Annotated in this window: 12 protein-coding genes; 6 read left to right on the forward strand and 6 right to left on the reverse strand. The window is 54.6% G+C overall.

The genetic code is table 11. The features are described from left to right. Window positions 1-36: 36 nt before the first annotated feature. The 6 genes from A6301_RS19075 to A6301_RS19100 all read left to right on the forward strand — a co-directional run bounded on the left by A6301_RS19075 (window position 37) and on the right by A6301_RS19100 (window position 6,282). Entirely contained in the window at window positions 37-1,173 is a 1,137-nt protein-coding gene (locus A6301_RS19075) for an iron-containing alcohol dehydrogenase (RefSeq protein ID WP_234258504.1), read from the forward strand. Window positions 1,174-1,379: 206 nt separating this feature from the next. Continuing rightward, window positions 1,380-2,264, forward strand: a complete 885-nt coding sequence (locus tag A6301_RS19080) for a dihydrodipicolinate synthase family protein (RefSeq protein WP_234258505.1) — start codon at window positions 1,380-1,382, stop codon at window positions 2,262-2,264. Between the two features lie 37 nt (window positions 2,265-2,301). Next, window positions 2,302-3,717 (forward strand): sodium:solute symporter family protein, encoded by a 1,416-nt coding sequence (locus A6301_RS19085; RefSeq protein WP_107168027.1) that lies wholly within the window; start codon window positions 2,302-2,304, stop codon window positions 3,715-3,717. A gap of 3 nt (window positions 3,718-3,720) precedes the next feature. Beyond that, the gene (locus tag A6301_RS19090) at window positions 3,721-4,908 is read left to right on the forward strand and encodes an exo-alpha-sialidase (protein ID WP_215483207.1); all 1,188 of its coding nucleotides are present in this window, start codon (window positions 3,721-3,723) and stop codon (window positions 4,906-4,908) included. 171 nt (window positions 4,909-5,079) lie between these two features. Further along, window positions 5,080-5,547: a YhcH/YjgK/YiaL family protein gene (locus tag A6301_RS19095; RefSeq protein WP_014916607.1), complete on the forward strand. Its 468-nt coding sequence runs from the start codon at window positions 5,080-5,082 to the stop codon at window positions 5,545-5,547. A 45-nt stretch (window positions 5,548-5,592) separates the two neighbouring features. Then, the gene (locus tag A6301_RS19100; protein ID WP_234258506.1) at window positions 5,593-6,282 is read left to right on the forward strand and encodes an SDR family NAD(P)-dependent oxidoreductase; all 690 of its coding nucleotides are present in this window, start codon (window positions 5,593-5,595) and stop codon (window positions 6,280-6,282) included. Window positions 6,283-6,303: 21 nt separating this feature from the next. Here A6301_RS19100 and A6301_RS19105 read toward each other — a convergent pair whose 3' ends face one another. From A6301_RS19105 to A6301_RS19130, 6 genes are read right to left on the reverse strand one after another with little or no spacing between them, the layout of a single operon-like run. Then, window positions 6,304-7,290, reverse strand: coding sequence for a ribokinase (locus tag A6301_RS19105; protein WP_234258507.1), 987 nt, complete (start codon window positions 7,288-7,290; stop codon window positions 6,304-6,306). Beyond that, the gene (alsK, locus tag A6301_RS19110) at window positions 7,287-8,180 is read right to left on the reverse strand and encodes an allose kinase (protein WP_107168023.1); all 894 of its coding nucleotides are present in this window, start codon (window positions 8,178-8,180) and stop codon (window positions 7,287-7,289) included. Before alsK ends, A6301_RS19105 begins: the two co-directional genes overlap by 4 nt. Beyond that, window positions 8,177-8,869, reverse strand: a complete 693-nt coding sequence (gene alsE, locus A6301_RS19115; protein WP_234258508.1) for a D-allulose 6-phosphate 3-epimerase — start codon at window positions 8,867-8,869, stop codon at window positions 8,177-8,179. The genes alsK and alsE overlap by 4 nt, the downstream gene beginning before the upstream one ends. Continuing rightward, window positions 8,869-9,915 (reverse strand): ABC transporter permease, encoded by a 1,047-nt coding sequence (locus A6301_RS19120; RefSeq protein WP_107168021.1) that lies wholly within the window; start codon window positions 9,913-9,915, stop codon window positions 8,869-8,871. The genes alsE and A6301_RS19120 overlap by 1 nt, the downstream gene beginning before the upstream one ends. 17 nt (window positions 9,916-9,932) lie before the next feature. Further along, on the reverse strand, window positions 9,933-10,922 hold the full coding sequence (locus A6301_RS19125) for an ABC transporter permease (RefSeq protein WP_107168020.1): 990 nt from the start codon (window positions 10,920-10,922) through the stop codon (window positions 9,933-9,935). Next, window positions 10,915-12,435, reverse strand: coding sequence for a sugar ABC transporter ATP-binding protein (locus tag A6301_RS19130; protein ID WP_107168019.1), 1,521 nt, complete (start codon window positions 12,433-12,435; stop codon window positions 10,915-10,917). The genes A6301_RS19125 and A6301_RS19130 overlap by 8 nt, the downstream gene beginning before the upstream one ends. Window positions 12,436-12,437: the final 2 nt, after the last annotated feature.

Below are 12,437 nucleotides of genomic sequence, written 5' to 3' on the forward strand. Positions count from 1 at the left end.
GCTCTGGCGAAGAAGAGAAAAGGCAAGGTAATAAGCATGAACATCAATAGCACTATCCTCAGCGGCTACCGGGTACTTCAGGACATCAGTCATCTGTTGTCAGGTAAACAGCACGTTTTATTTGTCACCGACAAAAACATTGTCGGGCTGCCTGACGTTCAGGCGCTGATCGCACAAGTTAAGCAAGCCGTTCCGCAGGTTCTGCTGGTTGATAACGTGCCTGCCGAGCCGAGCCAACATGACGTTGCCCAGATACTGAGCCAGCTCACACAAACCCAGACCGATCTGGTCATCGGCGTAGGCGGCGGCAGCGTGCTGGATGTTGCCAAACTGCTTTCCGTACTGTGTGCGGGCGATGAAACCGTGACGTTAGATAGCCTGCTGGCAGGGGAGAAACCCACCCGCCGCACAACATCACTGCTCATCCCAACCACGGCGGGAACCGGCTCTGAAGCCACGCCAAATGCCATTCTGGCGATCCCAGAGAAAGAGACGAAAGTCGGCATTATTACGCCAGTGATGCTGCCGGACTACGTTGCGCTGGTGCCAGAGCTGACGGTCAGCATGCCGCCGCATATCGCCGCTTCCACCGGTATTGATGCACTCTGCCACCTGATCGAGTGTTTCACGTCAACAATTGCCAACCCGGTCAGCGACAACTACGCGCTGATTGGCTTGAAAAAGCTGTTTGCCAACCTCGAAATCTCCGTGCGCGAGCCAGGCAATATGGAAGCTAAGCTGAACATGCTGTGGGCATCCTATTATGGCGGTGCCGCCATTGCCCACTCAGGTACACATCTGGTTCATGCGATGTCCTACCCGCTCGGCGGCAAGTATCACATCCCACACGGCGTAGCGAACGCCATCCTGCTCGCCCCTTGCATGCGTTTCGTGCAGGACGCCGCACAGGACAAATTCGCACAGGCGTATGACCTGGTGCCGGATGCCGACCTAACCCTCAGTACAGCGGAAAAAGCGCAGGCGCTGGTGGCCTACTTCAGAGAGTTGGTCAAACGACTCAATCTGCCCAACACCCTACAGCAGCTCGGTGTGGAAAAAGATCACCTGCCCTACCTGGTCGATGCCGCATTACAGGTTCAGCGCCTGATGAAAAATGTACCGACGCAGGTCAGTGCTGACGATGTGCGTGAGGTTTATCTGACCCTGTTTTAACCGCACAGCGTTAAAGAACTGATGCCGACCGTTCAAGCATCGAGATACACGGGGCGACTACAGAGGTGAGGCGTCCCTGCGGGAACCTCCCCTGTGTTTCCCCTAACAACGGGCTTAAGTGAACAGTATTAGGCGTTAAAGAACACCATTTTGAGTAGGACCGTTTTAGGTTTTCACTTTTTGATTACGTGTCACGAGGAATAACAATGAGTAAGAAAATTGCTGGCGTACTGACCGCCATCGTCACGCCGTTTGATAATCAGGGCGAATTTAACCCCGCGGCCATGCGCCTTCAGGTTCAGCGCCAGATGCGCTATGGCAACGGTATTTTCTGCAACGGCACCAACGGTGAGTTCTTTGTTCTACACACCGATGAGAAAGTCGCCGTCACCGAAACCTGCGTGGATGAAGTTGCCGGAAAAGTGCCCGTTGTCGGCCACATCGGTGAAATCTCCACGCGGGAAACCATTAAGCTCGGCAAGCGCATCGCCGCGCTGGGTGTCGATGCCGTTTCGGTCATCACCCCTTATTTCATCCCATTAAAACAGGAAGAGTTGATCGCCCACTACACCGCCGTCGCCGATGCGCTGACCGTGCCGGTGTTCCTCTACAACATTCCTGCACGCACGGGGAATACGCTGGCACCGGAAACCGTCCGCACGCTGGCGGATCACCCGAACATCATCGGCATCAAAGACAGCGCAGGCAGCTATGAAAGCCTGAGCAGCTATGTGCAAGCGGTGAAAGGCGTACAGGGTTTTGACGTACTGAATGGCCCAGACTCGCTCATTCACCAGGGCTTTGTTGACGGCTGCTCCGCCTGTATTTCCGGGCTGGCTAACGTGGCACCGGAACCGATCAGCCAGATTTGGCACCGTTTCCATGCTGGTGACATCGAAGGCTCCCGTCAGGCACAAGAACAGGTTGCCGAATTGCGTAAGACGCTGTACGCCATCGCGTTTTCACCGGCTGTGGTGAAGAAAGCGCTGGCGATCATGGGTGAAGATGTCGGCGTCAGCCGCTATCCGATCCAGTTTTCCACACAGGATGAAGACAACATCCGCAACATCCTTAATCAATTCTCGCAGTAACAGAGAAATTACAATTTCCACTTAAGGCCGAGAAGATATGAACCATTTTAATTTTACCGACACCCTCATAATCATCGGGATGATTGTATTTTATATCGCATTCACCTCGTGGTTAACGCTCAAACTACGCAGTAAATCGAACACCGAATTCATGGAAGGATCGCGTGCGCTACCGGCATTTATCGTCGGTGTTCTACTGATGACCGAGTTTATCGGTGCCAAATCCACAGTAGGTACGGCGCAGTCCGCTTTTGAAAATGGTATCGCCGCCTCTTGGTCAGTGATCGGTGCCGCCATCGGCTTCCTGCTGTTCGGGATGATTCTGGTCAAAAAAATCTACAACACGGGCAAAGTTACCATTTCCGGTGCGATCGCTGAGAAATACGGTACATCGACCAAGAACATCATCTCAATCATCATGATCTATGCGTTGCTGCTGGTTAACGTGGGCAACTACGTCAGCGGCGCGGCAGCCATCTCAACCGTGTTGAAAATTTCTCTGCCCGTTGCAGCCCTGATCACCGCTATCGTCAGTACGTTCTACTTTTACTTTGGCGGCTTAAAAGGTGTTGCTTACGTGACGTTGATTCACAGCGCCGTGAAATATGTCGGCGTTATGATCATTCTGTACGTGGCACTGAAAATGACCGGTGGCATCACACCGATGATTGAAAAAATGCCGGATTACTACTGGACGTGGGACGGTAAAATTGGTGCCAGCACTATCTTTGCCTGGCTGATCGGCACCATTGGATCGATTTTCTGTACCCAATTCGTCATTCAAGCCATTTCAGCCACCAAGGATGCCACTTCCGCCAAACGCGCGACCTGGGTTGCCTTCTTCTTCTGTATGCCGATTGCAATTGCTATCGCGGTTATCGGCGTCGCGGCGAAGTTTGCTCACCCAGAAATCAACAGCCTGTACGCCATGCCAGTCTTCCTGCAAGATATGAACCCGTGGGTAGCAGGACTGGTGACAACCTCATTGGTCGCATCAATCTTCATCAGCGTGAGTACCGTAGCACTGGCGATCGCCTCACTGATCGTGAAAGACTTTTACGTCCCGTACTACAATCCGACGCCAGAAAAAGAGATGAAAATGACGCGTGTATTCTCGCTCATTATCGGATTCCTGCCGTTAGTTTTCGTCCTGCTGGTGCCTGAAGTTCTGAAGCTGTCGTTCTTTACCCGTGCCATTCGCCTGTCGATTTCCGTAGTTGCGGTGATTGCATTCTATCTGCCGTTCTTTAATAGCACCCGCGGCGCCAACGCCAGTCTGATCTCAGCCTGCGTGGCCACCTCCGTCTGGTACATACTCGGCAACCCATACGGTATCGACAACATGTACGTCGCACTGGTTACCCCGGCTATCGTCATGCTGCTCGATCGCATGATTCCGAATAAAGAACACAAAATCAAAATTTCTCAAACTGAAAATAAATCAGGAGCCTGAGTCATGAGTAGCGAAACCATTACCGTGGAACGTAGCGGAAAAGTTCATCACGCAGAAGGCGATGCCGCGCGTCTGGATGCCTACATTCCGTCGGAATGCCCGCAGAATCATGCAGCCAACCTGCTCCATCTGCCAAACGGCGATGTGCTGTGCGTCTGGTTCGGCGGTACACAAGAAGGGATTGCAGATATCTCTATCTACCTGTCCCGTCTGGTGAAAGGCAGCGATAGTTGGAGTAAAGCCGTTAAGCTGTCTGAGGATGCGACGCGTTCTGAACAGAATCCCGTGCTGTTCCTCGCGCCGGATAACGTGCTGTGGCTGCTGTACACCGCACAGAAATCCGGTAATCAGGACACCGCAATTGTGCGTTATCGCCAGTCCACCGATTTGGGTGCCACCTGGGGTGAGATCGGCACGTTGCTCGATCAGCCGGGCACCTTTATCCGCCAACCCATCACCGTGTTGGAAAACGGTGACTGGCTGCTGCCGGTGTTCTACTGCCGCGTTCAGCCTGGCGAGAAGTGGGTCGGTAACGATGATGATAGCGCCGTGAAAATTTCCAGCGATCGGGGTAAAACCTGGCGGGAATATCCGGTGCCAAACAGCACGGGCTGTGTACACATGAACATCACCCCGTTGCAGGACGGCACGCTGCTGGCGCTGTACCGCAGCCGCTGGGCCGATTTTATCTATCAGAGCCGTTCAACCGACGGCGGTAAAACCTGGTCAGAGCCCGTACCGACCGATTTACCGAATAACAACTCGTCTATTCAGGTGACTACGCTGAAAAACGGCCATCTGGCACTGGTGTTCAACCACATGAGCGCCGCCGATGCTACCGAGCGCCGTCTGTCACTGTACGATGAAATCGAGGATGAAGAAGACAAAGCCAGCAATGCAAAAATGCCGGAAGTGCAAGCCGGTGGTCGTAGCGCCTTCTGGGGCGCACCGCGCGCACCGATGACGCTCGCTATTTCGGAAGACGGCGGTAAAAGCTGGCCGTGGCAGCGCAATGTCGAAGTGGGTGACGGTTACTGCATGACCAATAACTCAACGGAGAAGCTGAACCGCGAGTTCTCTTACCCCAGCGTCAAGCAAGCGCAGGACGGTAAGCTACATCTTGCTTTCACCTACTTCCGTCAGGCGATCAAGCATGTCGTGGTAAGCGAGGAGTGGGTCAAGGCGGGTTAAGGCTGTCTCGCCTTTAGAGCCTGAGATACACGGAGCGACCACGGGGCGAGGCTTCCCTACGGGAACCTCATCCCCGTGTTTCTCCTAAAAATAGGCTTAGGTTAAACCACGCTGCTTTTTTCTCTTTTCCAGCGGGGGCTCTCCCCCGCTATCTTCCTTCAGGACACGATAATGATTGCAGGAAACCTCAACGCCCTCAAACTCGCCACGCTGCCCGATGCACTGTGGACCATTCTCTCCGCACCGGGCATGTCGTTAGCTGAACTGAATGCGCTGCCAGAAGGCCGCTATCAGCCAGAAGGTGCCGACTGGTTCTACAACATCGGCACCGTGAACACCGCACCGCGCGCGACGAGACATACCGAATTTCACAGCAACTATCTCGATATTCAACTGATTCTGGAAGGCGAGGAGATTATCGGTTACGGTCTGAATGATGTGCATGGTCAGCCTGCAACCGAGCGTAAACCGGATCTTTATATTCTGGATAACCCGCAGGTGCCGCATCAGATCCATCTGCGGGCAGGCGATTTCGTCACGTTTTATCCGGGAGAAGCCCACCAGGCGCTGTGTGCCATCAACGACAGTCCAGCCCCCGTCAAAAAAGCCGTGTTTAAAATCCCCGTTACGTTGTTGTAATTAAGAATGGTGCATCAAAGCCGTTAAGTTTGATTAAGGAGACACATGTCAGCTACAGCCCCTAAACATGCCCTGATTACCGGCAGCAGCTCAGGGATCGGTGCCGCCATCGCACAAAAATTACTGGCGGAAGGCTGGCGAGTAACGGGCCTGTCACGCAAACCGGGTGACTATTCACATCCACACTTTACCCACCGTGCAGTAGATATCATGGATACGCACGCGCTGACTGCAATTCTGGACGAGATTGCACAGGTTGATGCCGTTATCCATGCTGCTGGCATTATGAAATCGGCCCCGCTCGGCCATCTGTCGTTAGAAGACGGAGAAACGCTGTGGCGCTTGCACATCCAGGCAGCGCAAGTACTTGCCGATCGGCTGGTTGATAAGCTGCCACAAGGCGGCAGGATTGTGTTGCTGGGCAGTCGTACCTCCAGCGGTGCTGCGGGACGCAGCCAGTACGTCACCACAAAATCTGCGATGATTGGTATGGCGAGAAGCTGGGCGGCGGAGCTGGCACCACGTGGCATTACGGTGAACATTGTTGCGCCGGGCGCAACGGAAACGCCAATGCTGACGATGCCGGGGCGCCAGAGCTCTCCACCAAAGCTACCGCCGATTGGCCGTTTCATTCAGCCACAGGAAGTAGCCGATTTGGTAGGCTATCTGCTCTCCCCTTCTGCGGCAGCTATTACCGGCCAACAGTTGGTGATGTGCGGCGGTGCCTCGCTGTAAGCTAGCAGACGCTGACTTTCCCTAATCGGCCTGCTGGTCGGTCTCCACCATTCGACCAGCAGTTCCCACATCATGCAACCGCTCTGCATGCTGCTGCATCCGTTCCAGCGCTTCTTCATAACGCGGCATCGCGTGCGCGGCACCTTCGCGCTCAACGCAAAGTGAGGCATAAGCGGAGGAAAAGAGCGCCGCCTGTTCCAGGGTGTCGCCCGCCGCCAGCCTCGCGGCCAACGCCCCATTAAATGCATCGCCCGCGCCCGTGGTGTCCTTGGGTTGCGTAGGAAACGCAGGGATATGCGCCTGAGTCTCACCGGTGGATAAAAACGCGCCCTGCATACCGAGCGTGATCACCAGTTGTCGCACTCCTTTTTGATGCAGCACCGCTGCGGCACGCCGGGCGCTATCGATATCGGTGACTGAAATGCCCGTCAACAGCGTTGCTTCGGTGCTATTCGGCGTAAGCAGATCGATCTTACTGAGCAAAGCGTCGCTCACTTTCTGCCAGGGAGCAGGATTCATAATGATGAAGGTATTCGCCGCCTGCGCGCTATCCACAATGCGCTGAATCGCACTCAGATTATTTTCTAACTGAATCAATAAAATATCCGCCGCGGCGACCGTCGGCTGGCAGCGCGCGATCTCCGCCGCCGTCACCATCAAATTGGCACCAGGATAAACGGAGATCATATTTTCCGCATCATTGCCGGCCACATAGATCAGCGCATTCCCCGTCGGTTTTTCCTTACAGGTAAACAGCGTAATGGCATCAAAGCCGGTCTTTTCGAGATGACGCCGAGCAAACAGGCCAAAGTCATCATTACCAATTTTACCGATGTAGTGTACGCGCGCGCCCGCACGCAACGCCGCCGTCGCCTGATTCGCTCCTTTTCCGCCCGGCCCCATCATGCTGCGATGAGCAATCAGCGACTCTCCCGGCTGCGGAAAACGGGACATGCCCGCCACAATATCCAGATTGAACGAGCCAAATACGCAAACCTTGCCTTTCATGCCTTTCTCCCGAATTGACGCTCCGCTGCCAGACAAGCCCCGCGACAGCCGGTATAGTCTGTCGCCTCACTGAACACCATGTTTAGCTTCTCTCGTGTCATTGGCGGGCGTAAATGCTGCCAAATCCCGTCGCGTAGCGCCGCATGCGGAAAATCGACCATCGACAGCACGCCGCCGCCAAGGACCAGATAGTCGGGATCGAAAATATTCATTTCCATCGCAACGACCTTCGCCAGTCGATCGATAAACGCCTGTAAATCCGGGTGCGTTCCCCAGCGCGTAAACAGTGACGACATGGCTGAGTCCCCCTGCTGGATTGCCCAGTTTTTCAACCAGTGCCCCGACGTCAGGGTTTCCACACAGCCAAGGTTACCGCAGGGGCAAGGCTGTTGATTATCCGGCCAGGGTATATGCCCCAGCTCACCCGCACCGCCGTGCTCACCGTGATAAAAACGGCCATTGAGCCACAGGCTATTGCCAATCCCTGTACCAAGGTAAATACCAATTGCCGTGTCCGGCAGCGTTTTCAACTGCATTAAATCCCACAGCATCAGATGGTTGACGTCTTTATCCATCGCCACGGGGATACCCAGACGTTCGCTGATCTTCTGGGCAACCGGCTGACCATCCAACGCCGGAATAAACGGCAGCGACAGCACAGATTGGCGGTCGCGGCTCAAAATCCCCGGCAGCCCCAGCATCACGCCATTCACCGTCTGCGGTTCCAGCGTCTGCGCGATCACCTCCGTCAAGGCGGCCAGCGCATCAGGCTGCTGTGCCCAGCTCTCCGTTGCTATCTTGCGAAACCCCGACCACTGGTGCTGTGCATCCATCAGCATTAACCGTGTACTGGTGCCGCCAATATCGATCCCCAGCCAGCATTCGGTCATGCCGACTCCTGTATCAGGCGCTGAGCCTGCGCGATGTGTCCCGTCATGGTTTCCCATGATACTGCCAGATCGTCATGCAGGTTGAAGAGGCCCGATGTCCCCACAATCAGGACTTCCGCCCCCGCCGCCAGAAGCGTACTGTAGGTTTTCTGATTACAAGAACCATCGATCTCGATCAGGTAAGAATAGTCATGCTGCTGTTTTAACGCTTTCAGCTTCCCAATCTTTTGCAGCATTTCTGGGATGAACGGCTGACCGGCATAGCCTGGGTCGACCGTCATCACCGTAATCTTATCCAAGAGATGTATATAGTGCTGGATAAATTCGACTGGCGTTGCAGGGTTAAGCACCACACCCACTTTTTTGCCTAGTGCGCGGATCTGATTGATCACGCGAAACGCATCTCGGTTGATGGTTTCAGCGTGAGGGCAAATGTAGTCTGCCCCCGCCTTCGCAATCGCATCGATAAAATCCGTAGGCGTTTCCACCATCAGATGTACATCTATCACCAGCGGCGTATGTGGCCGAATCTGTTCAATGAAGAACGGTGACAGCGTGATATTTTTCACGTAATGCCCGTCCATGATATCGACATGTAAAAAATCCGCACGCGAGTTTAAGACCGCCAACTGCTGCTTGATCTCCATCAGATTCATGCACATCAGCGAGGGAGAAATTTTAGTACGCATCAGACTTCCTTTTTTTCAGTTAAATGATCGGTGCGGGCGCGTAAGGCACTAAGGCGCACCGCACGGTAATCGGAGTAGCGAGCTTTAAAGAATTTCAGCGCCAGAACGACAATCAACACGGCTCCCCACATCGCCAGACTGAAGTGCTGGCTGATATTCATCAGGTTAAAGCCCGTGGAGAGGATCTGGAGCACGATGAGCGACAGCACCACACCGGTCACCCGACCAAATCCACCGTTCGGATCGGTGCCGCCAAGAATGATCGCCAACACCGTGAGCAGCAGGTAAGAATCGCCGTATCCCATGCGGGCCGAGTTAAAACGCGCCATCATCACCAGCCCGGCCAACACGCACATCAGGCTGGAAATGACGTACACCAGCATCAGCATTCGGTGCGTATTGATGCCGCTGAACCAGGTAGCATTAATGTTGCTGCCGCCCATATAAATGCACTTTCCTGCCCGCGTTTTGCCGAGGAATAGAGCCAGTGCGCCCGCGGCGGCCATAAACAACCAGAGCGGCAACGGAATGCCAAGCCACGTGCCGGACCCCAGCGTGCGCAAAACATCCGGCATTCCACTAACGGCCGCACCTTTGGTTAACCAGATGCCGATTCCGTTAACCGTCATCATGCTCGCCAGCGTCACCAGAATGGGGTGCGCCCCCACTTTCGTGACCATAAAGCCCGTTAACGCACCAATCACCACGGCAATAACCGATGCCCCCAGCAGACCAACTCCTAGCCACAGCAGTTGCATCGCCGTTCCTGCCCCTTCAGGCAGAAAGTGCAGCAACACCCAAGCGATAAACAAGCTGGTCAGGTTCGCCGTCGCAATAATGCACAGGTTGAGTCCACCGCTGAGAATGGCAATAAACATACCCAGCGTCAGCAGCCCCAGTTCGGGAAGCTGAAACGCCATACTCATGAACGTCGAGGTGGTAAAAAAACGGCCGGGCAGCATCACGCTAAACAGTGCACAACACAGTGCGATGAGGAACAATAGCCCTACGTCAGCGCCGCTCGGTTTGAAGATGTGTCGTTTCATCAGGACCCTCCGGTCGGTCACACAAAGCTGACGTCGGTTTCTTTGCGTTTTTTGTAATGTGTGACGGCGATGGCCAGCATAATCACCACGCCGATAACGATATTCATGAAGTAACTCGACACACCGATCAGATTCAGACCGTTTTTCAAGATGGCAATGAGAAAGACCCCCATCAGCGTCCCCAGAACCGTCCCTTTACCGCCCATCAGGCTGGCACCGCCGAGTACGGTAGCGGCCAGCACGTCGAGTTCACCGCCCACGAGCGCATTGGGCACCACCTCGCCCATACGATAGGTCTGCACTAATCCACCTATCGCGGCCATTGCCCCTAAATAGCCATAGGCGAAGAGATGGATTAGCCCCACCCGAATACCAATGCGGCGAGCGGATTCCTGATCGCCACCAACCGCATAGAGTTGACGCCCCAGATGCGTTTTATTCAGGAGAACCCAGGTCAGCCCGGTAATCACCAGCAGCGTGACCAGCGGTAGCCCCACCTGAAAAGGCAGGCCGCCCAGCGTGAACGGCAAGACTTGCCGTAGCGTGACCCACCATTCGGGCAGCGTGTAAAGGCTACGCCCGTCGGTCAACCACATCAGGAGGCCGAACAGCAGCGACTGCATACTGATCGTGATAATGATCGAGACGATTCTCAGCGAATAGATCAGCACCGCGTTGACCATGCCAAACACGATGCCGCAGGCAATCGCCAGCACAATGCTGAGCGCGGCGTTATCAAATTGAAACTGAATGAACAGCGTGGCGATCAGGTACTGCACGACCGACGCCACCGCAGCAAACGAAATATCGATCCCCCCGGTCACCAGCACCACGAACAACCCCAGCGCGAAGATCCCTGTCACCGCATAGCTTTCCGCCAGATCGAGCAGATTTTGCATCGACAAAAATTGATCGCTGGTCAGTGAGAAAAATACGATAGCGACAAGCAGCACCCAGGCCAGCCATCCTTGGCTACTCTTAGGTTTGAAAAAGGAGAAATCAGGCATTGATCACCTCGGCAAGTTGCTGTTGTTCCAGCTGTTCTGGCTGATACTCCGCATGAATAGCACCATTGCGAAAGTGTAAAATCCGGTCGCAGTTGTAATACACTTCCGGCACCTCGTCAGAGATCAGAATGATGGCAAGCCCTTCCTGCGCAAGTTGGTGGATCAACGCGTAAATACTGGCTTTCGCCCCCACATCTACCCCCACCGTGGGCGAATCCAGAATGAGGATTTTCGGCTGAGTCAGCACCCATTTCGCCAGCACGATTTTCTGTTGATTACCCCCAGACAAGGTAGAAATCGCCTGCTGCGGATCGGCCATCCGCACCCCTAGCTGCTCGATCCAGCTCATGATCAGTTTATTTTTACGATACTCATCAATCAGGTGGAATCGGTTGCGAAGCTGATCGAGGATGGTCAACACCATGTTGTCTGCAACCGACTGCTGCTGCACTAGCCCCAGCGTTAGACGATCCTCAGAAACGTAGCCAATACCCGCCTTAATCGCGTCTTCGTGGTTACGGAAGGTCACCGGCTTACTATCCAGCCAGATTTTTCCGCTGTCGGGACGCGTCATACCGAATAAAGAAAGCGCCAGTTCTGTTCGCCCGGAGCCCAACAGCCCACACAGCCCCAGCACTTCCCCCTCGCGCAGAGTGAAATTGATATCGTGGTACTGACCTGCACGGGTCAGACCAGCCACCTCCAGTAGCGTACGATCTGGATTTAGCGTTGGCGTTTTACGCTGATAATCCAGCGTTAACCCCGTCATCAGTTCAGTCAGACGATGACCATCCATCTCGCTGGCAGGCCAGGTTCCAATCTTCCGCCCGTCACGGATTACAGTGACGCGATCGGAGATCTCCAGCACCTCATCCAGACGGTGGCTGACAAACACCACACAGATACGTTTCTCTTTCAGGTAACGCACGGTACGTAGCAGTTGGTTCACTTCAGTCCGCGTCAACGATGCCGTCGGTTCATCCATGATCACCAGTCGGGCATCCGCGACTAGCGCGCGACAGATGGCAACCTGCTGGCGCTGGGCGATGGATAGCGCCGACACCTTTTCATCCAGATCCAGATCAAAATTCAGTTCACCAATGACTCGCTGCGCCGTTTCTCTCAGCGTTCCTGCGCGATACCAGCCAAGCAACCCCTTCAGGTTGTGTTCAAACGCGATGTTTTCCGCCACGCTGAGATTGGGAAACAGCGACAGATCCTGATAGATCACCTGAATCCCAAATTCGCGTGCCTGCTTGGGCGTCAGGCGGGGAAATTGCACTTCCGCCGCCGTCTCACCGTTAAAGAGCGAAATCTGGCTACCGGCATCCGGCGCGTACACGCCGGAAATCACCTTTATCAACGTACTTTTGCCGCAGCCATTAGTACCAGCAAGGCAGTGAACCTCCCCGACAGCCAATGACAGATCGACCTCGTGCAATGCGCGGTTGCCGCCAAACGTCTTGGAGACAGAGCCGAGCGCAATCAACGTCTGTGGTTCGGTCAGCGTCATTG

Source organism: Pectobacterium sp. IFB5596 (genome assembly GCF_021432585.1).
GTDB lineage: Bacteria > Pseudomonadota > Gammaproteobacteria > Enterobacterales > Enterobacteriaceae > Pectobacterium > Pectobacterium punjabense.

Coding starts and splice junctions, on each gene's coding strand:
- alsK (WP_107168023.1), bottom strand. CDS start 8,180: ATGACCGAATGCTGGCTGGGGATCGATATTGGCGGCACCAGTACACGG.
- A6301_RS19090 (WP_215483207.1), top strand. CDS start 3,721: ATGAGTAGCGAAACCATTACCGTGGAACGTAGCGGAAAAGTTCATCAC.
- A6301_RS19095 (WP_014916607.1), top strand. CDS start 5,080: ATGATTGCAGGAAACCTCAACGCCCTCAAACTCGCCACGCTGCCCGAT.
- alsE (WP_234258508.1), bottom strand. CDS start 8,869: ATGCGTACTAAAATTTCTCCCTCGCTGATGTGCATGAATCTGATGGAG.
- A6301_RS19085 (WP_107168027.1), top strand. CDS start 2,302: ATGAACCATTTTAATTTTACCGACACCCTCATAATCATCGGGATGATT.
- A6301_RS19100 (WP_234258506.1), top strand. CDS start 5,593: ATGTCAGCTACAGCCCCTAAACATGCCCTGATTACCGGCAGCAGCTCA.
- A6301_RS19080 (WP_234258505.1), top strand. CDS start 1,380: ATGAGTAAGAAAATTGCTGGCGTACTGACCGCCATCGTCACGCCGTTT.
- A6301_RS19125 (WP_107168020.1), bottom strand. CDS start 10,922: ATGCCTGATTTCTCCTTTTTCAAACCTAAGAGTAGCCAAGGATGGCTG.
- A6301_RS19130 (WP_107168019.1), bottom strand. CDS start 12,435: ATGACGCTGACCGAACCACAGACGTTGATTGCGCTCGGCTCTGTCTCC.
- A6301_RS19120 (WP_107168021.1), bottom strand. CDS start 9,915: ATGAAACGACACATCTTCAAACCGAGCGGCGCTGACGTAGGGCTATTG.
- A6301_RS19105 (WP_234258507.1), bottom strand. CDS start 7,290: ATGAAAGGCAAGGTTTGCGTATTTGGCTCGTTCAATCTGGATATTGTG.
- A6301_RS19075 (WP_234258504.1), top strand. CDS start 37: ATGAACATCAATAGCACTATCCTCAGCGGCTACCGGGTACTTCAGGAC.